Below are 24,920 nucleotides of genomic sequence, written 5' to 3' on the forward strand. Positions count from 1 at the left end.
TCAGCTGATCACGAACGGATAGGGGCTCACCGACTTGGCCCAGTCGTCGACGGTGAGGGGGCGGCCTTGCGGGGGTTCGGCGCGTTGGGGGCAGGGGTGACGGTCGCACAGGCGGCAGGCGGGGCCGATGCCGGTGACTTCGGGGGCGTCGAGGTTCAGGCCCTTCGCATGGATCAGGCGGTGGGCGTGCTTGAGCTCGCAGCCGAGGCCCACGGCCAGGTCGTGGTCGTGGGTTCCCTGACGCGGGACGGTGCGGGCCAGGGTGAACCAGCGCTGGCCGTCGGGAGTCTCCACGATCTGGGTCAGGACGCGGCCGGGCGAGCCGAAGGCGTCGTGAAGGCGCCAGCGGGGGCAGCCGCCGCCGAACCGGGCGAAGGGAAAGGCGGAGGAGGCGTAGCGCTTGGACACATTGCCCGCCCGGTCCACGCGGATGAAGAAGAAGGGCACGCCCCGCGCGGTGGGCCGCGACAGGGTGGTCAGGCGGTGGGCCGCCTGTTCGAACGAGACGCCGAAGCGGGCGCACAGGCGGTCCATGTCGTAGCCGCTCTGCTCGGCCAGGGTCTGGAACGCGCCATAGGGCATGAGGATGGCGGCGGCCAGGGTGTTGGCCAGCGACACCTTGAGCAGGCGCGCCGAGGCCGGGTCGGGCGGGGCGGCCTGATCCACCAGCGCCTGAAGCTCGCCGCCGTGCTCAATCAGGCCCAGCTGATAGGCCAGGGCGAAGGCGCGGGAGGCGGGGGACAGCACCTCGGAGACCAGCAGCCGCTTGCGGTGCGGGTCGAAGCGGCGGGTCCATTCCACCATCACCTCGGCGGGCATGACGCGCACGCCCATGTCGTGGCGGGCCTTGAGGCGCTCGCGGATCAGGGCCTCGGGGCCGGCGGTCTGCAGGGTGGCGGGATCGGGCGCCAGATCGTTGCTGAGCGCCTCGCCCATCAGGTCCAGTTCGGGGAAGTGGTTGCGGCGGGCCTGAATGTGGTCGCGGACCCAGTCGGCGGGGCCGGCGGTCTCGGCGGCCGGGGCGGCGGGGCGGCCCTGCGACAGGGCGCGGTACAGGCGCACCACCGCGTCGGCGGCGCCGGGCAGATCCTCGGCCAGCTGCAGGATCTCGTGGCGCGGGATGGGGATGCCCTGGAACAGGGGGTCGGCGAAGACCTCGGCCAGGGCCGCCTCGCCGCCGGGCCCGGTCTGGCCGCCGAAGGCCCGCAGGTCCACGTCATAGGTCTCGGCCAGCCGCAGCAGCAGCTGGGCCGAGACGGGGCGCTGGTTGCGCTCGATATGGTTCAGATAGCTGGGCGAGACGCCCAGATCCGCGGCCATGGCGGTCTGGGACAGGGCGAGCTCGCGCCGCAGCCGCTTGAGGCGTCCGCCCAGAAACAGTTTGCGGTCGGCGTCGTCGCTCATTCAGTCATGATGTCATGAAGTGACTGACAAAAGATAGTCACGATGTGACCAATAAGCGCGAAAGACGGGCGTGCAGCCGTTACAATCCGGGCGCTCGCATGTTTTCTGAGCAGCGACGCGGCGACGAGGCCGCAAGATCTGTTGTCGGAGACACATCATGACCACTTTCGCGGAACTGGTTCCGGGCGCCCCCGCGGGGCGGTTCGACGGGATCGAGCGTCCCTATGGCCCCGAGGAGGTGGAGCGCCTGCGCGGCTCGTTCCCCATCCAGCACACCCTGGCCGAGCGGGGCGCCAACCGCCTGTGGGAGTTGCTGCACACCGAGCCCTTCATCAACGCCCTGGGCGCCGTGACCGGCAATCAGGCCATGCAGATGGTCCGCGCGGGCCTGAAGGCCATCTATCTGTCCGGCTGGCAGGTGGCGGCGGACGCCAATACGGCCTCGGCCATGTATCCGGACCAGTCGCTGTATCCGGCCAATGCGGCGCCGGAGCTGTGCCGCCGCATCAACCGCACCCTGCAGCGCGCCGACCAGATCGAGCACGGCGAGGGCGGGGCGAAGCGCGACTGGTTCGCCCCCATCGTGGCGGACGCCGAGGCCGGCTTCGGCGGGCCGCTGAACAGCTTCGAGATCATGAAGGCCTTCATCGAGGCGGGCGCCGCGGGCGTGCACTTCGAAGACCAGCTGGCCTCGGAGAAGAAGTGCGGCCATCTGGGCGGCAAGGTGCTGATCCCCACCCAGGCCCATGAGCGCAACCTGATCGCCGCGCGGCTGGCCGCCGACGTCATGGGGGTTCCGACCCTGACCGTGGCGCGCACCGATGCGGAGAGCGCCCAGCTGATCACGTCCGATGTGGACGAGCGGGACCACCCGTTCATCGACCGCGAGAACCGCACGCCGGAGGGCTTCTATCGCCTGAAGGCCGGCACGGGTCTGGACCACTGCATCGCGCGCGGTCTGGCCTATGCGAAATACGCCGACCTGCTGTGGTGGGAGACCTCGCACCCGGATCTGGACGATGCGCGCCGGTTCGCCGAGGCGATCCAGAAGGAACACCCCGGCAAGCTGATGGCCTACAACTGCTCGCCCTCGTTCAACTGGGAAGCCAAGCTGGACAAGGCGACCATTGCGAAGTTCCAGCGCGAGCTGGGGGCCATGGGCTACAAGTTCCAGTTCGTGACCCTGGCCGGGTTCCACAGCCTGAACAACGGCATGTTCGAGCTGGCCCAGGGCTACCGCGACCGGGGCATGGCGGCCTATTCCGAGCTGCAGCAGCGCGAGTTCGCCAACGAGGCCTCGGGCTACACCGCCACCCGGCACCAGCGTGAGGTGGGCACCGGCTATTTCGACCAGGTGGCCATGACCATCTCGTCGGGCGCCTCGTCCACCACCGCCTTGAAGGATTCCACCGAGACCGCCCAGTTCGTGGCGGCGGAATAAGGAGCACCATCATGACCGAGATCAGAAGCGCCGACGCCATCATCGACTTCTGCCTGGCCCCGCTGGGGCTGGACGGGGGCGGGGCGGCCGAGCGGGAGGTGCGCCACCGCATGGCCCATGTCATCAAGACCTATCAGGCGCGCATCCCCCAGCCGGTGGCCGTGGACTTCAACGCCATGCCGCCGCTGGTCATCAATGAAGCCGCGCACGGGTATGAGTAGGCCATGCCCCTGGACACCCTGACCGACACCGCCATCCGCGTCACCGGCCCCGTGGAGGGCCGTGCGGGCGAGATCCTGACGCCCGAGGCGCTGGCCTTCGTGGCCGATCTGCACCGGCGTTTTGACGCCCGGCGGCTGGCGCTGCTGGCCGAGCGCACCAAGCGGCAGGCGCGGTTCGACGCGGGCGAGACGCCGGACTTCCGGGCCGACACGGCCCACATCCGGGACGGCGACTGGCGCGTCGGATCGATCCCCGCCGAGCTGCAGGACCGCCGCGTGGAGATCACCGGCCCGGTGGACCGCAAGATGGTCATCAACGCCCTGAACTCCGGGGCGAAGGTGTTCATGGCCGACTTCGAGGACGCCACCAGCCCCACCTGGACCAACCAGGTGGAGGGGCAGGTCAATCTGAAGGACCTGTGGGCGGGGACCCTGTCGTTCGATGATCCGAAAAGCGGCAAGGCCTATCGCCTGAAGGACCGGCGCGCCGTGCTGAAGGTGCGTCCGCGCGGCTGGCACCTGCCCGAGAACCACCTGACCGTGGACGGCAAGCCGGTGTCGGGAGCCCTGTTCGACTTCGGCCTGTACGCCTTCCACAACGCCCGGGCGGCGACAGAGGCCGGGTCGGGCCTGTGGTTCTACCTGCCCAAGCTGGAGACCATGGAGGAGGCGGCCCTGTGGGACGAGGTGTTCCGCCGCGCCCAGGACGCGCTGGGCCTGCCGGCGGGCAGCTTCAAGGCCACCATCCTGATCGAGACCATCACCGCCGCCTTCGAGATGGACGAGATCCTGCACGCCCTGAAGGACCACATCGTCGGCCTGAACTGCGGGCGGTGGGACTACATCTTCTCGACCATCAAGCGGCTGGGCGGAAACCCGGACTTCCTGACGCCGGACCGGTCGGCGATGGTCATGGGCGACGCGTTCCTGAACGCCTATTCCCTCAAGCTGATCGATGCGTGCCACCGGCGCGGGGCGTTCGCCATGGGTGGGATGGCCGCGCAGATTCCCGTCAAGAACGACGAGGCCGCCAACGCCGCCGCCTTCGCCAAGGTCCGGGCGGACAAGGAGCGCGAGGCGTCCAACGGCCACGACGGCACCTGGGTGGCGCACCCGGATCTGGTGCCCGTGGCCATGGAGGTGTTCGACCGCCTGATGCCCGGCCCGAACCAGCTGGACCGGCCCCTGTCGGGTCAGGACATCGGCCGTGAGCGCCTGCTGGAGATCCATCAGGGTCCGCGCACCGAGGCGGGCCTGCGCGAGAACATCCGCGTGGGCATTCTCTATACGGAAGCATGGCTGGGCGGCCGCGGGGCCGTGCCCCTGTTCAACCTGATGGAGGACGCCGCCACCGCCGAGATCAGCCGCACCCAGGTGTGGCAGTGGCGCGCGCTGTCGGCCCATCTGGACGACGGCCGGGTGGTGGATGAGGCGCTGGTGCGGGCCCTGATCGAGGACGAGATCCGGCGCATGCCGAAGGAACTGCCGCATCTGGAGGAGGCGGTGCGCCTGTTCACCGACCTGTGCCTGGCCGAGACCTGCGAGGAATTCCTGACCCTGCCGGCCTATGCGCGGCTGGAGGCCCAGGGCGTGTCATCATGAAATCGCGGGTCCGCTTTCAGGCGGCAGGCTAAGGGCTGCTCCCGACCCGGAGCGGGCCTTGGCGGGCATGACCGATATGGCTTCGGCTGCTATCGTCAGTTCATGCGCTTGATGAGGTCTGTAATCTCACTTGTGGCCTTGACGTCCGGCTCCACGGCCAGCGCCGAGGCTGCGCTCATGCGCAGCGACAGGCTGGTCACGATCACAGTCGCCGAAGACCGTCACTACACACTCGCCCACGAGATCGTCATCGAACCCGACGAACCGTTTGCTGTGCGAACCGAAGCGCAGCTGGAGGGCCGGCTCTGGCGGGCCACACGCACATCAGAACGGGGGGTTGAGGAGGTCCGGTCCGATATGTGCCCTGCGCTGCGGCGTCTCGCCTTGTCCTTCGCCGACCTGCCCGACATACCGGTCAGTCCGAGGCCGTCCCGCGTTCATGCCGAGGCTGAACCAATCCCGCCTACCCGCAAGGACGGCTTCCAGACCCGCTTGAGGTTTGCGACGCGGACGGATGACGGTTCCTACGCAACAGTCGAGATCGCAGGCGGCAATGCTTACGCCCAATGGGGGCACGACGCCGTTTCGGCCTTGATCGGCTGCTGGGGACCGCTGACACCCTGACGCAGAGTGGTCGCGATCAATGTCCGCTTCCGACCCCCTGCTGACGTTTCTCGCGTCGGCTCTTAAGGGGTCGCCGGAGGTCCGCTTCCCGGCGTCTGGCGTTTGACCGCTCCCGGCCCCTAGCGGACCTTGAGTGGTCCCGCTGGAAGATCGGCGAGATAGTGAGCAATCGCGGCAACCGTCGCTTCAGCCCGAGTGCGCGTCGTGGCGAGTCGACCGCCGCCCATGTGAACCATTTCGATTTTTTCCAGATAGGCGACAATGTTTCCGCGTGCCTCACCGCGCCGCAGTCGTCCCGCCACCTGAAGCAGGTAGCTGTCATATTCGTCGGCGCACGGGCCGCCGTCTTTCCAGTCATCGCTCCCCATCTGACTAAGACCGATAGGGTCCCACTCGGACCACCCAATCTCGCGAAGGCGTGAGAGCTTTATCTTCGGCTGCTCGACCATTTCGGCAGACTGCCTCCCTGCGCGTCCGTTATCCACCCATCTTCGACGGTCGGCTCACGCCCCATAGCGGACGCCGGGTGGCGCGATTAGGCTATCGGTCGATAAAAGGTGCCCCATGCGATTTGAGCCCAGCGACGACCCTTCGGTTGGCTATCTTTACCTGTCGAACCATCCCGGCCCCGGAGCGGTAGGATGCGTGAAGGGCATGGTGCGAGTCAGCGCGCTCATTCCCAACTACGTTGGTCCGGAGATACAACTCGATCTAAACGAGGCAGGCGAGATTATTGGGATCGAAGTGATGGAGTAGATGTCCACTCCCCACCCGTTGCCCCGCTTCGGGACGTCGGGTGTTCGGCAGGTCGACCTCGGTTGCTTATGAGGACATGACCTCAGGCCGCCGCTTCTTCCATCCTGGCGGGCGAGCGGCCGAGGGTGGTGACCAGGTCGATCAGGGCTTCGGCGCCGAAGGGCTTGGACAGGTGATGGTCCGCGCCCGCCTCCCGGGTGGCGGTCACGTGTTCGGGCAGGGCGTTGGCGGTCAGCATGACCACCGGGGTGCGGGCGGCGCCCATGGCCGCCTCATGCAGCCGGATCTCGCGGGTGGCCGTCAGACCGTCCATGACCGGCATCTGCATGTCCATCAGCACCACGTCGAAGGCGCCGTCGCGGAAGGCGGCCAGGGCCTGGGCGCCGTCCTCGGTGATGACCAGGTCCACATCGATCTGGGACAGGATCAGCTCCACCACCTTGCGGTTGGTGGGGTGGTCGTCGGCCAGCAGAACCCGCAAGGGGCGATCCTTGGCGGTTTCGTCGCTCACCGCGACCGCCGCTGTCTGCTGAACCGGGGCGGCGACCTCGCGCAGCGGGACGGTCAGGATGAAGGTGGAGCCGCCGTCGGGCTCGCTTTCGCAGTCCAGACCGCCATCCATCATGGCGGCCAGCTCGCGGCAGATGGCCAGCCCCAGACCGGTGCCGCCGAAGCGGCGCGTGATGGCGCCGTCCGCTTGTTCGAACCGGCTGAACAGACGCGCCCGGGCGGCGGAGTCGAAGCCGATGCCGGTGTCCTCGACCATGAACCGGAACACCGGCCCGCCGTCCGCGTCCTGCCCGCGCGAGATGGACAGGCTGACGAAGCCCTGGCTGGTGAACTTGACCGCGTTGGAGACCAGATTGGTCAGAATCTGCTTGAGGCGCACCACGTCGCCGTCGATCCACACGTGGGTGTCTTCGGGCGCGTCGACGAAAAAGCGCAGCCCCTTCTCTTCGGCCTGGGCGGAATAGAGCTGGGCCGCTTCATTGACGGCCTTGAGCAGGTCGAAGGGTTCGGGCCGCAGCTCCAGCCGTCCCGATTCCACCCGGGCCAGGTCCAGGATGTCGGACAGCAGATGCTGCAGCGTCACGCCTGAGGAGCGGATCAGCTCCAGCATCTCCTGCTGCCGGTCATTCATCGGCGTGCCGGACAGGGCCTGGGCCACGCCGATGACGCCGTTCAGGGGCGTGCGGATCTCGTGGCTCATGTTGGCCAGGAATTCCGACTTGGCGCGGTTGGCCGCCTCGGCCGCATCGCGGGCGGCCGCCAGGGTCTCGGCGTCGCGCTTCAGGTCGGTGATGTCGTTGACCAGGGTGACCACGCCGCCGTCGGCGGTGCGGCGGTCCTGGACCTTCAGCCAGCGGTCGTCCGAGGTCTTCTGCTCCATGGCGCAGGACAGGCGTGCGCGCGCCGTCAGTCGTTCCTCCAGCCACTCGGCTTCCCGGCCCTCGGCCTCGGGATAGTGCCCCTTGTCGATCCCGATCTGGACGATCTCGCGGAAGGTGGCGCCCTGCTTCAGGATCTCGGAGATCTCGGGATTGATTTCGGCGTAGCGGGCGTTCCAGATCACCAGCCGGTCATGGGAGTCATAAAAGGCCAGGCCGTCGGGCATGGCGTCGATGGCCTCGCGCAGCTGGGTCAGCATGCTCGCCCGCGACCAGAAGCTCAGCGCCTCCACCACCGCGGCGGCGGTCACCAGAAAGGCGGCGAGGGCGGCCGCGCTGACGGCCATGCGGGCGCCCGCGCCCGCCTCGATCACCGGCAGGGTGGGGTCGAAGGTGATCTCCGCCGCGGCCATGCCGCTGAAATGCAGACTGCAGATGCCCAGCACCGCCAGCAGGGTCGCCGCCGACGTGCGTCGCCAGCCGCCCTGATCGAGCACCACCAGGGCGGCCGCCCAGAGTACGCTCGAAACGATCACCCCGCCGATCACCAGACTCGTCTCCCAGGCGATGACTCCCTGGAGCTTCACGGCCGCCATGCCGGTGTAGTGCATGGCCGAGACCGTGGCGCCGACCAGAACCCCGCCCAGCACGCGCCCGGCTGTGGAGCGCAGATGGCTGGCGATCAGCAGGCCCGCCGCAACGCCGGAGGCGGCGATGATGAGCGAGCCCAGGGTGGCGAACAGGTCGTAGTCAAACCGCGTGACCGGCTGGAAGGCCATCATGGCGATGAAGTGGGTGGTCCAGACCGCCACGCCGCCCACGAGGCCCGCGACGAGAAGCATCAGATCCCGGTCGCTGCGCTTGCGGTTATGGGACTGGTTGAACAGGCGCATGCACGTGACCGTGCCCAGCACGCACACGAAGACGGCTGCAATCAGCAGCCGCCAGTCATGTTCTGTCGCCAGACAAGTGAGCGTTTCGAGCACGGTGCCCCCGGATTTCACGCTCTTCCTACGGCCAAGGTGTGAAAAAGGGCTGAAACCGTCACGCGAAGCCGTCAGACTGTCGGGCAGGGCCAACAGGATGGCGCCCCTCTGGAAGACATATGACCGACACTCGCGCCGCAGCCCGCATCGATCTGGACCCTCTGAGGCGCTGGGTGGTCATCCTGCCGGCCCTGGCGGCGATGGGGCTGGCCGCCGTTCTCCAGCCCGGCGTCGCCCCGGTCCTGGCCGCGGGCGCAGTCGTGACCGTGATGGCCCTGGTTCTGCTGAGGCGGCCGTCACTCGCGCTCCCGATTTCCGAACAGGACGAGCCGGACGTGTCCGCCGCCGGCGCCGCGCTCGCCGCCGAGGCGCTGGAGGCGTTGCCCGATCCTCTTCTGGTCATCGCGGGCGATGACGCCGAGGACGTGGGCGACCGGGCCATCGTGCGCGCGAACGCCGCCGCCGCCGCGCTGCTGCGCCTGCCGTCCGGCGGGCAGGATCACCCGCTGCACGCCGCGATTCGGGATCCGAACCTGCTCGAGGCCATCGACGAGGCCCTGTTCGGCAGGCGCACCCAGTCCATCGACTATGAGCCGGGCGGCGCCCAGGACCGGCACTGGAGCGCCTGGGTCGCGCCCTTGCCCGGCCACGGCGAGGCGGAGGGCCGTCTGGCCGTTCTGCGCCTTCGCGACGAGACCGATTCCAAGCGGGCCGAAATGATGCGGGTCGATTTCCTGGCCAACGCCAGCCACGAACTTCGCACGCCCCTGGCGTCATTGTCGGGGTTCATCGAGACCCTGCGCGGTCACGCGCGCGACGACCCGGCGGCGCGGGAGAAATTCCTCAGCATCATGGCGGTGCAGGCCGAGCGCATGACGCGGTTGGTGGCCGACCTGCTGTCGCTCAGCCGCATCGAGCTGAACGAACATATTCCCCCGTCGGGCAAGGTGGATCTGGCCGGCGCCGTCTCCGATGTGGTGGACGCCACCGGCCCCCTGGCCGCGCGGCGCGGCATCAGGCTGAAGGTCACACGAGAGGGTGAGGGCTCCGCCAGTGTGACCGGTGACCGCGATCAGCTGATCCAGGTGATCCAGAACCTGACCGACAACGCCATCAAATACTCGCCCGACGACACGGAGGTCGAGATCGACCTCAGGGTGGGGGTCGGCGCCGACGACGCCGCCCGGGTGCGCACGCCGAACGCGGCGGGCCTGCCGCTGCTGACGCCGGACCGGGATTCCCAGGCCCGCTATGTCCTGATCACGGTCCGCGATCACGGCCCGGGGCTGGCCCGCGAGACCATGCCGCGCCTGACCGAGCGCTTCTACAGGGTCGAGGGCCAGAAGAGCGGCGAGCGGCTGGGCACCGGCCTGGGCCTCGCCATCGTCAAGCATATCGTCAACCGCCATCGGGGCGGCATGACGGTCGAGAGCATCGTGGGCGAGGGCGCCGCCTTCGGCGTCTACCTCCCCCTGAGGGTCGCCGCTCCGTGACAATCCGTCCGGGATCGGACGATGTTATAAAACTGTCACGGAACCGTCGTAATGCGGCGGCGGGTCGTGGGCATACGGGCCCGGCGAACGGTCATCCGAGCCGATTCGTCCCCTCGTGCGTGCGGACGGTGAATGCTTCTTATTTATCTTCTGGTTCTGGCCGTGTTCTCGACGGCGGTGTTCGTCCTGGCCCGGCGCGCCGCCCGCCGTCGTGCGACCGTCGTCAAGGCGCATAGCGCCGCCGGTTATCACGGCGCCTGGGCGCTGATCTGGGCCGCGGTCCCCGCCCTGATCATCCTGATTCTCGCCTCGACCTTCGACGCCCGCATCGAGCGGACGGTGCTCATCGCCTCGGCGCCCGAGGCCGTGCAGGCCCTGGACGCACCGCGCCGCGCCGCCTTCATCGAGGACGCCCGCATCGTCGGCGCCGGCGGCATGCCGCGCCAGATCTGGACCGGCGACCTGTCGACGGCGCTGCAGGAAGAGGCCGCACGCGCGTCCCGCGTCGACGGCGCCCTGGCCTGGGGCGGTCTGATCGCCGCGATTCTCGCCGCCCTGATCGGCGCGGGCCTGGCCTGGCGTCAGACCCGGCCTGAGTTCCGGGCGCGCAACCGGGTCGAGGCCTTCGTCAGCGTGGCCCTGTTCGCCTGTTCGGCCGTGGCCATCCTGACCACCATCGGCATCGTCGCCTCGCTGGTGTTCGAGAGCCTGCGCTTCTTCCAGACGGTTCCCATCACCGAGTTCCTGTTCGGGACCCAGTGGTCGCCCCAGATCGCCATCCGCGCCGACCAGGTGGGGTCCACCGGGGCCTTCGGCGCGGTGCCGCTGTTCGTGGGCACCTTCCTGATCATGGTCATCGCCATGCTGGTGGCGGGGCCCATCGGCCTGTTCTCGGCCATCTATCTGGCGGAGTACGCCGGGCCCAAGCGCCGCGCCGTGATCAAGCCGGTGCTGGAGATTCTCGCCGGTGTGCCCACGGTGGTCTACGGCTTCTTCGCCGCCCTGACGGTGGGGCCGTCGTTCCGCGCCTTCTTCAACTGGATCGGCGCCCAACTGGTCGGCGGTCCGCTGGACGGCCTCGGCCAGCACCTGCTGCTGGTGCAGAACCAGATGGCGCTGGTGGCCGGCGCCGTCATGGGGATCATGCTGATCCCCTTCGTCTCGTCCCTGTCGGACGACATCATCAACGCGGTGCCCCAGAGCCTGCGCGACGGCTCCTACGCCATGGGCGCCACCAGGTCCGAGACCATCAAGCGTGTGGTGCTGCCCGCCGCCCTGCCGGGCATCGCCGGCGCCTTCCTGCTGGCCGTGTCCCGCGCCATCGGCGAGACCATGATCGTGACCATGGCCGCGGGCCTGGCCGCGCGCACCACCCTCAACCCGCTCGACACCGTCACCACGGTCACGGTCCAGATCGTCACCCTTCTCACCGGCGACCAGGAATTCGACAGCGCCAAGACCCTGGCCGCCTTCGGCCTGGGCCTGACCCTGTTCGTGGTGACCCTGATCCTGAACTTCGCGGCCCAGCGCATCGTCCAGACCTACCGGGAACAATATGACTGACGCGACCCTGACCCGCGCCGGCGCCTCCGGTCGCAGCACCGCCCAGCTGAGGAAGAGCCTCAAGCGCCGGCACGCGCGTGAGCGGCGGTTCAAGCTCTACGGCGTGCTGGCCATCGCCATCGCCATCGGCTTCCTGGCCCTGCTGCTGGGCCGGATCATCGAACAGGGCCACACCGCCTTCTGGACCCACACGGTGCAGACCGAGGTCTATCTGGACCCCGCCCGCATCGACCCGGCCTATCCCGAAGGGACCAATTTCGACCAGCTGGTCGCCGAACAGCAGCTGGCCCGCCTGGGCGTCCAGGACGACGAGGCCATGAGCGCGTCGCGCGACATGCGTCAGCTGATGTCGGCGGGCGTGGCCTTCGAGATGCAGCGTCTGGTGCGCGAGAACCCTGAGGTCATCGGCGACCGCATCACCGTGACCCTGCCCATCGGCGCGGACGCGGACCTCTATTACAAGGGCGAGCTGGACGGGGAAGGCGAGGAGCAATTCCGCCGCCTGAACGACCGTCAGATCCTCTGGCTGGACCAGATGCGCGATCAGGGCCGCATCCAGGGCCAGTTCAACACCGGCCTGTTCACCCGTTCCGATTCCACCCAGCCGGAGCTGGCGGGGGTGCTGGGCGCGGTGGTGGGTTCGGCCCTGATGCTGCTGGTCACCGCCTCCCTGGCCCTGCCCATCGGCGTGGGCGCGGCCATCTATCTTGAGGAGTTCGCGCCCAAGGGCCGGATCACCGACATCATCGAGGTCAACATCAACAACCTGGCCGCGGTGCCCTCCATCGTCTACGGCCTGCTGGGTCTGGCGGTGTTCATCAACTGGATGCACCTGCCCCGATCCTCGCCGCTGGTGGGCGGTCTTGTGCTGGCCCTGATGGCCCTGCCCACGGTGATCATCGCCACCCGCAGCGCGCTCAAGGCCGTGCCCCCCTCCATCCGCGAGGCCGCCCTGGCCATGGGCGCCTCCAGAACCCAGGCCGTGTTCCACCACGTCCTGCCCCTGGCCATGCCCGGCGTCATGACCGGGTCGATCATCGCCATGGCCCACGCCCTGGGCGAGACCGCGCCGCTGCTGCTGATCGGCATGGTCAGCTTCGTGCCGGGCGTGCCCGAGGCCGTCACCTCGCCCTCCAGCGCCCTGCCGGTGCTGGTCTTCATCTGGGAGAACGCCTCCGAGCGTGCGTTCCATGAACGCACGGCCGCGGCCATCATGGTTCTCCTCGTCTTCATGATCATCATGAACGCCGCCGCCATCTATCTGCGGCGCCGCTTCGAACGTCGGTGGTAGTCCCCATGCGCTTCAATCTTTTCCGACAGCTGGACGGCGCCGAGAGCGGCGGGACCGCGGCGACCTCGCCCCTGCTGGCCCCGCCCCACGCCGCGCACCAGGAGCCCACCGGCCCCATCAAGATCCAGACCCGCGACGTCTCGGTCTTCTATGGCGACAAACAGGCCCTGTTCGACGTCAGCGTCGACATTCCCGACAAGGCCGTGACCGCCTTCATCGGCCCGTCGGGCTGCGGCAAGTCCAGCTTCCTGCGCTGCCTGAACCGGATGAACGACACCATCCCCATCGCGCGGGTGAAGGGCTCCATCCGCATGGACGGCGAGGACATCTATGACAAGGCGCTGGATCCGGTGCTGCTGCGTGCCCGGGTCGGCATGGTGTTCCAGAAGCCGAACCCCTTCCCCAAGTCGATCTTCGAGAACGTGGCCTACGGCCCGCGCATCCACGGCCTGACCGAGAACAAGACCGAGCTGGCCGACCGGGTCGAGCAGTCGCTGAAGCGCGCCGGGCTCTGGGCCGAGGTGGCCGATCGTCTGGACGCGGCCGCCACGGGCCTGTCGGGCGGCCAGCAGCAGCGCCTGGTCATCGCCCGCGCCATCGCGGTGGAGCCCGAGGTGATCCTGATGGACGAGCCCTGCTCGGCCCTGGACCCCATCGCCACGGCGAAGATCGAGGAGCTGATGGACGAGCTGCGCGAGGAATACTGCCTCGTCATCGTCACCCACTCCATGGCCCAGGCCGCGCGGGTCAGCCAGCGCACCGCCTTCTTCCACATGGGCGAGCTGGTGGAATTCGACGACACCGAGACCATCTTCCAGAACCCGCGCGACAAGCGCACCCTCGACTACATCACCGGCCGCTTCGGCTGAGGACCATCACAATGGCCATGAACGAACACACCGTCCGCGCCTATGGCGAAGAACTGAACGCCCTCACCGCCGAGGTGACACGCATGGGCGGTCAGGCCGAGGCCCAGATCAACGACGCCGTGGCCTCGGTGGTGCGTCGCGACGTGGCCCTGGCCAGGCAGGTCATCGAGCGTGACGCCAAGCTGGACGCCATGCACAACGAGATCGACCGCAAGGCCATCCGCATGATCGCCCTGCGCCAGCCCATGGCCTCGGACCTGCGCAAGTCGCTGGCGGCCATGAAGCTGGCCATGGATCTGGAGCGCACCGGCGACTTGGCCAAGAACATAGCCAAGCGCGGCCTGAGCCTGGCCGAGACCGAGCCCATGGCGCCCCTGACCCGCTCCATCGAGCGCATGGGCCGGCTGGTGTCCCAGCGGCTCAAACAGGTGCTGGACGCCTACACCACCGGCGATGTGGATCAGGCCGTCGCCGTCTGGTCCACCGACGACGAGGTGGACGAGCACTACAACGCCCTGTTCCGCGAACTGCTGACCTACATGATGGGCGACGCGCGCACGATCACGGCCTGCACCCACCTGCTGTTCATGGCCAAGAACCTGGAGCGCATCGGCGACCACGCCACCAACATCGCCGAGACCATCCATTACGAAATGACCGGCGACGAACTGACCGGCGAACGCCCCCGCGCCACCGCCACGCCCAGTCCCAGTGAAATCGGCACGCCGGAGCAGAACGGATGACGCCGCACATCCTGGTATTCGAGGACGAGGACGCCCTGGCCACCCTGCTCCAGTACAATCTGGAAAAGGAGGGCTACAAGGTCAGCGTCGCCTCCGACGGCGAGGAAGGCCTGATGCAGGCCGAGGAGGAGACTCCCGATCTGGTCCTGCTGGACTGGATGCTGCCCAAGGTGTCGGGCATCGAGGTCTGCCGCCGCCTGCGGGGCCGCCCGGAAACCCGCAACGTGCCCATCATCATGCTGACCGCGCGCGGCGAGGAATCCGACCGGGTCCGCGGCCTGGACACGGGCGCCGACGACTATCTGACCAAGCCGGTCTCCATGGTCGAGCTCAACGCCCGCATCCGCGCCGTGCTGCGCCGCATCCGTCCGGGCCTGGCCGACGACCGGGTCAGCCACGGCGACATCATCATCGACCGGGTCGCCCACCGGGTGAAGCGCGACGGCAAGGAGGTCCATCTGGGCCCCACCGAGTTCCGCCTGCTGGACTATCTGATGCAGCATCCCGGCCGGGTGTTCAGCCGCGAGCAGCTGCTTGACGCCGTCTGGGGCTCGGACGTCTATGTGGAGGTCCGCACCGTGGACGTCCACGTGGGCCGCCTGCGCAAGGCCCTGACCGTCACCGACGGCCTGCGCGATCCCATCCGCACGGTCCGCTCGGCGGGCTATGCGCTGGATCTTGAGGGATAAGGCCATGACCGATCACGCGACGCCGAACCTGCCCTCGCGTGATTTCGCCGCCACCTCGACCTTCTATGGCGCGCTCGGTTTTGAGGAGGACTGGCGCGACGGCGGCTGGATGATCCTGTCGCGCGGCGAGCTGACGCTGGAATTCTTCCCCTATCCCGACCTGGACCCCTTGCAGAGTTCCTTCGGCTGCTGCCTGCGGCTGGACGACCTCGACGCTTTCTACGCCGTCTGCAAGGCTGCGGGTCTGCCGGAGACCAACGTCGGCCAGCCCCGCCTCCATCCACCCCGGCTCGAGCCCTGGGGCGGCCGGGTGGGCTTCATGATCGACCCGGACGGCACATTGCTGCGCCTGATCCAGAACTGACGCCCTACATCCGCGCCAGCATCCACACCGCCATCCCGATCATCATCAGGTTCTCGGTCAGGGACACGAAGCCCAGCGGCACGTTGGAGTCCCCGCCCACGCAGGCGCATTTCAGTTCGCGCTTGTCGATATAGACGGCCTTGAACACGGAAACCGCGCCGATGCCGCCGATGACCAGGGCCACGGGCGCCGCCAGCCAGGTCAGGGCGCCGGCGATCATCATCACCCCGGCGAACAGTTCGGCGAAGGGATAGACCTTGCCATAGGGGACCCAGCGCCGGGCCAGCAGGTCGTAGTTCAGGAACATGGTGGCGAAGCCCTCCACGTCCCGCAGCTTCATCAGCGCCAGCAGACACATGGCGAAGGCGATGAACCACTCCACCGCGTGGATCGTCAGCACCGTGCCCATCATGGCCCATGTGGCCGCCAGGGCCATCAGGGCGGCGACACCGAAGATGGCGATCACCGGCGCATAGGTGGTCGCCTCCGGGTCCTTCACCTTCATCCCGAAATGCCGCCGCAGGTCGTCGTAGCCGCCGATGCGCACCCCGTCGATGAAGGTCTGGGGCGTGGTCTTCACCCCGTGTTCGGCCTTGAAGGCGTCGGTCTGCTCCCGACTGGTCAGCAGGCGGTCGTCCACCGCATAGCCGCGCGTCTTCAGCAGATGCTTCGACTTCAGCCCCCACGGGCAGACATGGTGGTCCATCACCATGCGGTGCAGGACGGCGGTTTTCTTCGGGTGGTCGGTCATGGGAACTCCTCTTGCCTGAAACCGGACCCGCCCCATGTAGGTTCCGTACCATGGTACGGAGTCAAGGCATGGAAACGGACACCATCGGCGGCCTCGCCCGCGCGGGCGGCGTCGGCGTGGAGACGGTGCGCTATTACCAGCGTCGAGGCCTTCTGCGCACGCCGGCGCGTGACGGCGGGGTGCGGCGCTACGGGCCGGATGACGCACGGCGCCTGCGCTTCATCCGCATGGCCCAGGCGGCGGGCTTCACCCTGGAACAGATCGCTGAACTGCTGGCGCTGGATTCCGGCCGCGATCATGCCCGGGCGCGAGAACTGGCTCGAGGCCGGATCCATGACCTGGACGTCCGCATCGCCGAACTGAGCGCCGCCCGCGCCGCCCTGTCCCGTCTGGCCGCCGCCTGCGACCATGCGGAGGGGCCTTGCCCGATCATCGCGGCGTTTGAAGGTGGCGAGAGACCCCCCGGTCCAGGCTGAACAGGTCAGGGTGGGAGTCGCTTCCGCTACCTCGGGTCCACCGTCTGGGCGATGCGTTCGGCCAGGGCGCGGTCATCGCCCGTGACGCTGTGCAGCCAGACGTGGATCTGCCGACCATCGCTTTCGCGCACGAACAGGTGCTCCACCGCCCGGTTGGCGCCGTTCTCGTTGATGAGGATGGAGAAGCGGCCCGCCGCCTCGGTCTGGCGGCCGTCATAGATGGGGAAGGGCGAACAGCAGCCCACATAGATGCCCACGAACGCCGTGTCGCCGCGCGACACCTGATAGACGTCGAAGTCGGGGCCGGAGGGGCGCTCCACCAGATCGAACGACTCCGGCACGTCCACGCGGAAGGGCAGGCCCGCCTGGGAGCTCAGGATTTCCAGCACCGGCGGTGGCGCCGGCTCGAGGACGGGGTCGGGCGCGGCTTCGACCTGGGCTTCAACCTCGGGCGCGGCTTCGGCTTCGGGTTCGCGCTCCATCCCGGCGGGCTCAGGGTCAGAAGGAGTCTCGGGGGCGGCTTCGACGACCGGCTCCGGCTCCGGCGGCGCGGGCTCCGGGTCGGGCGCGGGCGCGACAGGTTCAGGCTCGGGCGCCGGCGTGGGCCCGGGCGCGGGCTGGGTCGTCCGGCCCGGCATCCGGTTCAGGCGCGAGGTGATGTCCTCCACCGGCGGGGCTGTGGGATCCGGCGTCGGCTCGGCCTCTACCGTCGGCTCGGGCTCAGGCGCGGGCTGGGCCGCCTGGCTCGGCAGACGGTTCAGGCGCGCGGTGAAATCCTCGGCCTCCTGCGCGGCGGCGGGGAGGGCGGGGGCGGCCAGGGCCGTCAGGGCGGCGGCGATCAGCGTTTTGCGGAACATCATGGGGCGACTGTCGCGCCTCATCCCATGAACGGCAAGGCCCGAAGCGTGTAGGCCACCGCCGCCACCACGGCGAGCCCGGCGATCGACAGCAGGGCGAACCACATCAGCCGCTTCCACAGGGGCGGCAGCGGATCGTCGGGGCCGGGCGGGGGGACGGGTCTAATGATAGCCGGTCTCCGGGGTCATCTTGCCGCGGAACACCCAGTAGACCCAGGCTGTGTAGGCCAGGATGGTCGGCAGGATGAAGGCCGTGCCCCACAGCATGAGACCCAGCGCATTGTCCGGCGCCGCGCCCTGGCGGAAGTTCACCGCATAGGGCACCACATAGGGCGCGAAGCTGATCGCCAGCCCCAGATATCCAGACAGGAACACCGTCAGCGCCCCCACAAAGGGCCAGCCGTGCGATCCCTTGCGCGACCCCAGGAAAACCATCGCCAGACCCGCCACGCCGATCAGGGGGATCAGCGCGCGCGGCGCGAACACCGCCCAGTCGATCCCGCCCATGAGTCCGTCCGGCCAGCCCCAGCGCTCGCCGATCACCGGATGGGCCACCAGGGTCGCCAGGCTGACCGCGGCCAGCAGGACGGCGGTGGCCACGGCGCTGATCCCGGTCCATTTGCGGGCGTCGCCGTGCAGATCATCGGTGGTCTTGAGCATCAGCCAGGTCGCACCCAGCAGGGCGTAGCCGGCCACCAGCCCGCAGGCCACCAGCAGGGTGTAGGGGGTGAACCAGTCGAACGGCCCGCCCGCGAACCGGTCGTCCACCACCTGCACGCCCTGGATGAAGCCGCCCAGGATCAACCCTTGCGCAAAAGCCGCCAGGATCGAGCCGAAGGCGAACATCTGGGTCCAGAACCGCCGTCCGCGATCTCGCGCCCGGAAGCGGAACTCGAACGCCACGCCGCGCAGGATCAGTCCCGCCAGCATCATCAGCACCGGCAGATACAGCGCCGGCATCAGGATCGAATAGGCCAGCGGGAAGGCCGCCAGCAGTCCGCCGCCGCCCAGCACCAGCCAGGTCTCGTTGCCGTCCCACACCGGGGCGACGGTGTTCATCATCACGTCCCGGTCACGCGGCGAGCGGGCGAAGGGGAACAGGATGCCCAGGCCCAGGTCGAACCCGTCCAGCACCACATAGAGCAGCACCGCCACGGCGATCAGTCCGGCCCAGATCAGGGCGAGGTCGAGGCTCATGACGGATCTCCCGGAACGTCGCCGTCCACATCCTCGGGCGCCTTGGCCAGGGCCGAGCCGGGGGCGCGGCGCTCCTCGGCGGCGCGGGCGGTGACCACGGCCTTGGGCCCCTCGGCCATCAGGCGCAGGATGAACAGGGCCCCGGCAGTGAAGACGATGGCGTAGACGGTGATGTAGACGAGCAGCGAGGTGAGCACCTCTCCGCTGGTGACCGGCGACACGGCGTCGGCGGTGCGCAGGACGCCATAGACCACCCACGGCTGGCGGCCGATCTCGGTCACCATCCAGCCGGCCAGCACGGCGATGAAGCCGGACGGCCCCATCACCACGGCGAAGCGCAGGAACCAGCGGCTGTCGAAGAGTGTCTTGCGCCAGAGCAGGTACGCACCCCACAGGCCCAGACCGATCATCAGCATCCCCAGTCCCACCATGACGCGGAAGCTCCAGAACACCATGAACACCGGCGGCTGATCCTCGGGCGCCAGCTGGTCCAGGCCTTGGATCACCTCGTCGCGCGGCAGGTTCTGCACCATGTTGCCGACGCCGGGGATCGACACCTCGAAGTGGTTGGATTGCGTGCTGCGGTCGGGGATGGCGAACAGGTGCAGCGGCTGGTCGGCGCGGGTCTCCCAGTAGCCCTCGATGGCCGCCAGCTTGGACGGTTGGTAATGGTGCGCCACCTCGCCGGACCAGTGCCCGGCCAGCAGCTGCAGCGGCGCGGTCACGGCGATCATGCCCACGGCCATGACCAGGGCCACGCGGCTGGCGGTCCAGCCCGTGGGCGCCTCGCCCGACTTGCGGGTCTTCAGCACCTGGAAGGCCGAGGCCGCGCCCACCACCAGCGCCGTGGTCAGGAAGGCGGCCAGCAGCATGTGCGTCAGCCGCGACGGGAAGCTGGGATTGAACACCACCTCCCAGAAATTGGTCGCCTGAAACACGCCGTTGGCCAGGATCTCGTAGCCCTGGGGCGTCTGCATCCAGCTGTTGGCCGACAGGATCCAGAACGCCGAGACGCTGGTGCCGATGGCCACCAGCACCGTGGCCAGGAAGTGCAGTTTCGGCCCGACCTTCTTCCAGCCGAACAGCATGACGCCGAGGAACGAGGCCTCCAGGAAGAAGGCCGTCAGCACCTCATAGGCCAGCAACGGCCCGATCACCCCGCCCGTCAGGCGGATGAACTCGGACCAGTTGGTGCCGAACTGGTAGCTCAGCACCACCCCGGACACGACGCCCATGCCGAAGCTGAGGGCGAAGATCTTCACCCAGAACAGGTACAGGGTCTGGAACACGTCCCGCTTGGTCCACAGCCACAGCCCCTCCAGCACCGCCAGAAACGCCGCCAGGCCGATGGTGAAGGCGGGGAACAGGATGTGGAACGCCACCGTGAAGGCGAACTGCATCCGGGACAGCAAGAGTGCGTCGAAATCCACGATCCGTTCCTTGAACAGCCTTGGGTGGTGTCAAACGGTGCGCTTGTCGACCGTCGATGTCCACCCGCCGTCCTGTCGCGCGGTCGTCGGTCGCAGGGTCAGGCCGCCGGCAGCTCGATCCAGAACGTCGCACCTTCGCCCGGCGCGCTGATCACGCCGATCTCGCCGTTCTGCAGCTCGGTCAGGCGCTTGGCCAGGGTCAGGCCGATGCCGTGGCCCTCGATGGTGGACCGCTCCAGGCCCAGCCGGTTGAAGGGCTCGAACAGCTGGGCCTGTTTGTCGGGCGACAGGCCCGGGCCCCTGTCGATGACCTCGACACGGATATTGCGGCCCACGCGGCGGGTGCGGAGGGTCACCACTTTGCCGGAGGCGCCGTACTTGACGGCATTGGTCACCAGATTGCCCACCACCTGGCTCAGGCGGATGGAGTCCGCCAGGGCGACCAGATCCTCATCGCCCCGCTCGGCGGTCAGGGTCAGGCCTTCAGCGTCCTTCTGCAGGGCGACGGTGCGGCGCACGTCCTCCACCACGCCGGCCACATCCACCGGGCGCAGGTCCATCTGCACGGCGCCGGATTCGGCCCGCGCCACATCCAGCAGGTCATGGGTCAGGGTCTCGATCTGGCGGGCGGTCTTCACCAGCATGGCCGCCATCTCGCCCTGGGTCGGGGTGACCGGCCCCAGCTGGCCCGAGGACCACAGGTCGCCGATGCCGATGACCCCGCCGATGGGGCTCTTGATCTCGTGCGCCACATTGGCCAGCAGGCGGGACTTGCCCGCGCTGGCCTTCTCCGCCCTCTGCTTGTCGGCGGCGGCGCGGGCGGCGAACAGGTCGCGCTCCTCCAGCATGGCCGCCACCAGCAGCATGGGCAGGCCCGTGGCGGCGGTGAACAGCTGGGCCAGCATCACCCGCTCGGTCAGGTCGGCGCCGGTCAGCGCGGTCATCGGTCCCTGGCCGTGGAGGGTGGCGCTGATGGAGATGACGGCGGTGATCAGGATGGCGGCGGTGACGCCCACGATGCGCAGCCGCACCGCGATCACCAGCAGCAGCGGCATGATGATGAATTGAATGGGCGCGACCACCTGGGTGAACAACACCGTCACCAGCGCCGCCAGCGCCCCCAGCAGGACCACGGCCTCGACCACATGCCAGGGCCGGGCCAGGCGGGCGAAATGACGCTTGGTCACCGCCAGGCCGAAGGGCGCGAACACGGCGATGCCCAGGGCGTGGCCGAACCACCAGGTCTGGAGCGTGCTCAGGAAATCCTGGCCGTTCATCAGGTACAGCATGCCCGAGGCGAACAAGGCTGCGGGCAGGGGCGGGATCACCGCGGCGAGGATCAGGAATTTGGCGGCGCCCGGCACGGTGGCGATGTTCAGGTCCGGCAGGTAGCGACGGATCAGCACCACGGCCAGCACCACCTCGATCATGTTGCCGATGGTGAACATGAAGGCCAGGTCCGGCGAATTGCCCGCCAGCAGATTGCCGCCCGCGAAACCCGTGGCGATCAGGGCCGCATAGGCCGCGTCATAGGCCTTGCCCTTGCCCGCGCGCAGCCACGCGGTGACGGCCACGCCGCCGGCCGCCCACAGCGCGGCCACCAGGCCCGCCGAGCGGCTGGTGGTGACCGCCAGAACCACCAGGAAAGCGAGGATCACGGCCAGGAAGATCGGCGCGTGAGGCTGGCTCATCACGTCGTGCCCACGCCGCCACGAGCCGGCGCGCGCCTCTGCGGCGGCGACGGCGGGATGCTCCAGGTCGGCGAGCGCGCGGCTCAGGATCATGACAAAGGCTTCTGCAGGCTGGAATACTGAACGCCCAGTCAACCACGCCTTTGCTAAATATCCCTTGCGATCAACCCATCAGGGCGTTGAAGCGCCGCACGGCTTCGGCTGGACCGTCCGGGTGGCGCCACACCCCCGCGCTCACCGCCAGGAAGTCCGCGCCCGCCTCGATCAGGGGCCGGGCGTTGTCCACGGTGATCCCGCCGATGGCCACGCAGGGAATGGCCATGGTCTCCTGCCAGATGGTCAGGATCTCCGGCTCGGGCCGGGCGGTGGTGTCCTTGGTCTCGGTGGGGAAGAAGGCGCCGAAGGCCACATAGTCCGCGCCCGCCTCCGCCGCCTCCATGGCCGCGTGGCGGCTGTCCCGGCAGGTGGCGCCGATCATGGCGTCCGGCCCCAGAATGCGCCGCGCGGCGTCCACCGCCGGGTCCTCGTCGCCCACGTGAACGCCGTCACAGCCCAGCTCGGCGGCCAGATCCGGCCGGTCGTTGAGGATCACCGCCACACCGTGGGCATGGGCGACGGGCAGGAGCCGCCGCACCGCCGCGCGCACCTGATCATCCCCGGCGGGCTTCAGCCGGATCTGCAGCGCCCCTACGTCCCCCGCGCCCAGCGCGGCCTCCAGATCGGCGGCGAACGCGTCCAGGTCGGGCAGGGCCGGCGGGGTGATGAGATACAGGCGGCAAGGGGCTTTTGAGGTCATGGCCGGGGGGTGCGCCGTCTTGCCTCACCGGTCAAGCATCGGGTGCGCATGCGAACGATTTGCACGGCGCGAAAGTCCTGCTATGGAGAGTCGTTCTCAACGTATCGGGTCGGGCGACCACACCGTGTACATCTGCAACTGCAACGGCATTCGCGAACGGGACGTGGCCCGCGCCATCGAGGCGGGGGCCCAGCGGCCGCGCGACGTCTTCACCCACAACGGCTGTCAGGCCCAGTGCGCCAAATGCGTCTGCGAGATGCGCGAGATGATCCAGGAATCGCGCCAGGCCTTCGCTCTCGCCGCCGAGTAATCATGCGGGCGAGATTTACTCGCAATTACAATAAGCTGATAAGTAGTCGCAGGTGAACAATCGCTTGCGAAGCGTGTTATGCATCATGCATGGGACGCGGCCGTCGTGTGAGCCGGTCCTGGAACGAAAAGGCTTGAGATCATGAAGGGCGATCCCGCGATCATCCGGACGCTGAACGGCGTCCTCACCAACGAACTGACCGCGGTGAACCAGTATTTCCTGCATGCCCGCATGTTCGAAAGCTGGGGCCTCAGCCACCTGGGCAAGGTGATCTACGACGAATCCATCGGCGAGATGAAACACGCCGACAAGCTGATCAAGCGCATCCTGTTCCTGGACGGCCTGCCCAACCTGCAGGACCTGCACAAGCTCAAGATCGGCGAGACCGCGCCGGAATGCATGGGCGCCGACCTTCAGCTGGAGCTGGACGGCCGCCGCGACCAGATCGAGGCCATCAAGCAGTGCGAGGCCGCCGCCGACTTCATCAGCCGCCAGATCCTGACGGAAATCCTGTCGGACACCGAGGAGCACATCGACTTCCTCGAGAACCAGCTGAACCTGATCAAGCTGCTGGGCGAGCAGAACTGGCTGCAGAGCGCCATGAAGGACATCGAGCCCGACGGCGCCGCCACCGGCAACTGATCCTCTCCATCGGAGGAGGGCCGGGGCCGACGCCCCGGAACCCCATCCCGCCTGACCTGTTCCGTTCCCTGACTCATCCAACAGGGAGACCACCGCCATGCCTCGCCCCCGCCCCGTCGACCGGTTCCTCAACAGCAAGGGCCGCAGCGGGCGGCATGTGGCGACGGGACTGGCGGTCACCGCCGGAGTCGGCCTCGTGGCCTCGGCCCTGGTGGCCCTGACCGCCGACCCCCGCGAGACCTCGCCCGAGCATGACGGCCGCCCCATCGTCCAGAAGCCGCGCACCGGCTACAGCATTCTCCTGCCCGCCCTGATGTCGGCCGCCACCCTGGCCGGCCTGCGCGTCTGGAACGCGCCCTCGGGGCCGGACCGCAACAGCGCCCTGCGTCTGTGGAGCGTGTCCCAGGCGGTCAGCGCCTTCTGGATGGCCTCGCGCCCGCGCAGCATGGCCGGCCAGATGATCGCCGCCATGATGAGCGCCGGCATGGCCGCCGCCTTCGCCCATCAGGCCCGCAAGATCGATCCCCGGGCCGGCTTCATGGCGTCACCCATGGGCTCCGCCGTCCGCTGGGGCAACATGATCGGCGACAAGCTGCACGGCCGCGATCAGACCCGGAACGTCACGGTCCACTGATCAGGCTGAAGCGCGCGTGACCGGTCGTTCTCCGCCGTCCGGCAGCAACCGGACGCCCCGGTCGCCCACGAACACCATCACCTCCAGCCCCTGGGCCGCCCCGGCCCGCGCCCACTCGCGCAGGGTGGTCTGATAGGGCTCTCGCCGCCACGCCTGCGGGTCCGCCCCGTCAGCCTCGACGATCAGGCGCTGGCCGCCGTTCTCGGAATGCATCACGAACCCGGCCCGGTCCGGCCGCCAGTCCTCGCCCAGGTTCGGCGCCAGCAGCCAGGTGCAGTTGAACGCGCCGCAGGCTGAGGGCCGCTCCGCATAGATCGAACAGCCGCGCCCCTTGCGGAAATGGCCGCACCATTTGCGCGGCGGCTTGGCGATGGCCTCCACCCCCATGATCTTGCAGCACAGGCCGCAGTCGCCGCAGACGCGGGGCGGAGCAGGGGCGGCGGAGGGCGCGATCATGGCGCAACGCTACAGGGCCGCGAGGCCCACGTCAGGAGGCTTGCCAGACTCACTATTGCGATGCATTCTCAATATCGCATCCACGGAGTCCGGCCCATGATCGTGCTCGCCACCGGCGCCCAAAGCCTCGCCCGCCTGATGCAGGCGGACCGGCACAGGCCGCGTCCCGAAACACCCCCCAAGCCGCCCCGCACGGCTGGCCGGGCGTGATCACCAATCCTCCCCCATCGGGGGAGGGGGACCGCG

Annotated in this window: 24 protein-coding genes; 14 read left to right on the forward strand and 10 right to left on the reverse strand. The window is 68.6% G+C overall.

What is annotated here, in order from left to right; genetic code table 11:
• Window positions 1–1,404, reverse strand: a complete 1,404-nt coding sequence (locus IWC96_RS15710) for a short-chain fatty acyl-CoA regulator family protein (protein ID WP_196839259.1) — start codon at window positions 1,402–1,404, stop codon at window positions 1–3.
• Window positions 1,405–1,561: 157 nt separating this feature from the next.
• On the opposite strand from IWC96_RS15710, the gene aceA reads away from it, so the two are divergent.
• Genes aceA through aceB form a run of 3 tightly spaced genes read left to right on the forward strand, consistent with a single transcriptional unit; the run spans window position 1,562 to window position 4,668 of the window.
• Entirely contained in the window at window positions 1,562–2,845 is a 1,284-nt protein-coding gene (gene aceA / locus IWC96_RS15715) for an isocitrate lyase (protein WP_021696736.1), read from the forward strand.
• Window positions 2,846–2,856: 11 nt separating this feature from the next.
• A complete protein-coding gene (locus tag IWC96_RS15720) occupies window positions 2,857–3,066 on the forward strand; it encodes a hypothetical protein (protein ID WP_021696737.1) in 210 nt (69 codons plus the stop codon).
• Between the two features lie 3 nt (window positions 3,067–3,069).
• Complete coding sequence (gene aceB, locus IWC96_RS15725) at window positions 3,070–4,668, forward strand: malate synthase A (protein WP_196839260.1); 1,599 nt, start codon at window positions 3,070–3,072, stop codon at window positions 4,666–4,668.
• A gap of 743 nt (window positions 4,669–5,411) precedes the next feature.
• Here the strand turns inward: aceB and IWC96_RS15730 are convergent.
• Both IWC96_RS15730 and IWC96_RS15740 read right to left on the reverse strand, forming a co-directional pair.
• Complete coding sequence (locus IWC96_RS15730; protein WP_081703420.1) at window positions 5,412–5,741, reverse strand: hypothetical protein; 330 nt, start codon at window positions 5,739–5,741, stop codon at window positions 5,412–5,414.
• Window positions 5,742–6,130: 389 nt separating this feature from the next.
• Entirely contained in the window at window positions 6,131–8,422 is a 2,292-nt protein-coding gene (locus tag IWC96_RS15740) for an ATP-binding protein (protein ID WP_196839261.1), read from the reverse strand.
• Window positions 8,423–8,541: 119 nt separating this feature from the next.
• Between IWC96_RS15740 and IWC96_RS15745 the strand changes: the two genes are divergently transcribed.
• The 7 genes from IWC96_RS15745 (at window position 8,542) to IWC96_RS15775 (ending at window position 15,434) form a co-directional block, all read left to right on the forward strand.
• A complete protein-coding gene (locus IWC96_RS15745) occupies window positions 8,542–9,915 on the forward strand; it encodes a cell wall metabolism sensor histidine kinase WalK (RefSeq protein ID WP_021696740.1) in 1,374 nt (457 codons plus the stop codon).
• A 132-nt stretch (window positions 9,916–10,047) separates the two neighbouring features.
• Window positions 10,048–11,478, forward strand: a complete 1,431-nt coding sequence (gene pstC, locus IWC96_RS15750; protein ID WP_021696741.1) for a phosphate ABC transporter permease subunit PstC — start codon at window positions 10,048–10,050, stop codon at window positions 11,476–11,478.
• Window positions 11,471–12,769: a phosphate ABC transporter permease PstA gene (pstA, locus tag IWC96_RS15755; protein ID WP_021696742.1), complete on the forward strand. Its 1,299-nt coding sequence runs from the start codon at window positions 11,471–11,473 to the stop codon at window positions 12,767–12,769. The genes pstC and pstA overlap by 8 nt, the downstream gene beginning before the upstream one ends.
• A 5-nt stretch (window positions 12,770–12,774) precedes the next feature.
• A complete protein-coding gene (gene pstB / locus IWC96_RS15760; RefSeq protein ID WP_021696743.1) occupies window positions 12,775–13,638 on the forward strand; it encodes a phosphate ABC transporter ATP-binding protein PstB in 864 nt (287 codons plus the stop codon).
• 17 nt (window positions 13,639–13,655) lie between these two features.
• A complete protein-coding gene (phoU, locus tag IWC96_RS15765) occupies window positions 13,656–14,381 on the forward strand; it encodes a phosphate signaling complex protein PhoU (RefSeq protein ID WP_045318871.1) in 726 nt (241 codons plus the stop codon).
• Window positions 14,378–15,070 carry a phosphate regulon transcriptional regulator PhoB gene (gene phoB / locus IWC96_RS15770; RefSeq protein WP_196839262.1) on the forward strand — a complete coding sequence of 231 codons (693 nt, stop codon included), beginning with the start codon at window positions 14,378–14,380 and terminating at the stop codon, window positions 15,068–15,070. Before phoU ends, phoB begins: the two co-directional genes overlap by 4 nt.
• Before the next feature lie 4 nt (window positions 15,071–15,074).
• Window positions 15,075–15,434 carry a bleomycin resistance protein gene (locus IWC96_RS15775; protein WP_021696746.1) on the forward strand — a complete coding sequence of 120 codons (360 nt, stop codon included), beginning with the start codon at window positions 15,075–15,077 and terminating at the stop codon, window positions 15,432–15,434.
• A 4-nt stretch (window positions 15,435–15,438) separates the two neighbouring features.
• Here IWC96_RS15775 and IWC96_RS15780 read toward each other — a convergent pair whose 3' ends face one another.
• Entirely contained in the window at window positions 15,439–16,185 is a 747-nt protein-coding gene (locus IWC96_RS15780) for a glutaredoxin family protein (protein WP_021696747.1), read from the reverse strand.
• A 68-nt stretch (window positions 16,186–16,253) separates the two neighbouring features.
• On the opposite strand from IWC96_RS15780, the gene IWC96_RS15785 reads away from it, so the two are divergent.
• A complete protein-coding gene (locus IWC96_RS15785; protein WP_196839263.1) occupies window positions 16,254–16,661 on the forward strand; it encodes a MerR family transcriptional regulator in 408 nt (135 codons plus the stop codon).
• A gap of 26 nt (window positions 16,662–16,687) precedes the next feature.
• On the opposite strand, the gene IWC96_RS16185 is transcribed toward IWC96_RS15785, so the two are convergent.
• The 5 genes from IWC96_RS16185 to thiE form a co-directional block, all read right to left on the reverse strand.
• Window positions 16,688–17,521 carry a hypothetical protein gene (locus tag IWC96_RS16185; protein ID WP_196839264.1) on the reverse strand — a complete coding sequence of 278 codons (834 nt, stop codon included), beginning with the start codon at window positions 17,519–17,521 and terminating at the stop codon, window positions 16,688–16,690.
• A 159-nt stretch (window positions 17,522–17,680) separates the two neighbouring features.
• Window positions 17,681–18,715 carry a cytochrome d ubiquinol oxidase subunit II gene (cydB, locus tag IWC96_RS15795; RefSeq protein WP_021696751.1) on the reverse strand — a complete coding sequence of 345 codons (1,035 nt, stop codon included), beginning with the start codon at window positions 18,713–18,715 and terminating at the stop codon, window positions 17,681–17,683.
• Window positions 18,712–20,145 (reverse strand): cytochrome ubiquinol oxidase subunit I, encoded by a 1,434-nt coding sequence (locus IWC96_RS15800; RefSeq protein ID WP_021696752.1) that lies wholly within the window; start codon window positions 20,143–20,145, stop codon window positions 18,712–18,714. Before IWC96_RS15800 ends, cydB begins: the two co-directional genes overlap by 4 nt.
• Before the next feature lie 98 nt (window positions 20,146–20,243).
• On the reverse strand, window positions 20,244–21,929 hold the full coding sequence (locus IWC96_RS15805) for an MASE1 domain-containing protein (RefSeq protein ID WP_021696753.1): 1,686 nt from the start codon (window positions 21,927–21,929) through the stop codon (window positions 20,244–20,246).
• Between the two features lie 70 nt (window positions 21,930–21,999).
• Entirely contained in the window at window positions 22,000–22,632 is a 633-nt protein-coding gene (gene thiE, locus IWC96_RS15810) for a thiamine phosphate synthase (protein WP_021696754.1), read from the reverse strand.
• A 124-nt stretch (window positions 22,633–22,756) separates the two neighbouring features.
• On the opposite strand from thiE, the gene IWC96_RS15815 reads away from it, so the two are divergent.
• From IWC96_RS15815 to IWC96_RS15825, 3 genes are all read left to right on the forward strand, one after another.
• Window positions 22,757–22,942, forward strand: a complete 186-nt coding sequence (locus IWC96_RS15815) for a bacterioferritin-associated ferredoxin (RefSeq protein ID WP_021696755.1) — start codon at window positions 22,757–22,759, stop codon at window positions 22,940–22,942.
• A 141-nt stretch (window positions 22,943–23,083) separates the two neighbouring features.
• The gene (gene bfr, locus IWC96_RS15820) at window positions 23,084–23,584 is read left to right on the forward strand and encodes a bacterioferritin (RefSeq protein WP_021696756.1); all 501 of its coding nucleotides are present in this window, start codon (window positions 23,084–23,086) and stop codon (window positions 23,582–23,584) included.
• Between the two features lie 97 nt (window positions 23,585–23,681).
• Complete coding sequence (locus tag IWC96_RS15825; RefSeq protein ID WP_021696757.1) at window positions 23,682–24,218, forward strand: hypothetical protein; 537 nt, start codon at window positions 23,682–23,684, stop codon at window positions 24,216–24,218.
• Here the strand turns inward: IWC96_RS15825 and IWC96_RS15830 are convergent, their stop codons facing one another.
• Window positions 24,219–24,674 carry a hypothetical protein gene (locus tag IWC96_RS15830; RefSeq protein WP_021696758.1) on the reverse strand — a complete coding sequence of 152 codons (456 nt, stop codon included), beginning with the start codon at window positions 24,672–24,674 and terminating at the stop codon, window positions 24,219–24,221. It lies immediately after the preceding gene.
• Window positions 24,675–24,920: the final 246 nt, after the last annotated feature.

Source organism: Brevundimonas sp. BAL450, from assembly GCF_015767455.1.
Classification (GTDB): Bacteria; Pseudomonadota; Alphaproteobacteria; order Caulobacterales; family Caulobacteraceae; genus Brevundimonas; species Brevundimonas abyssalis.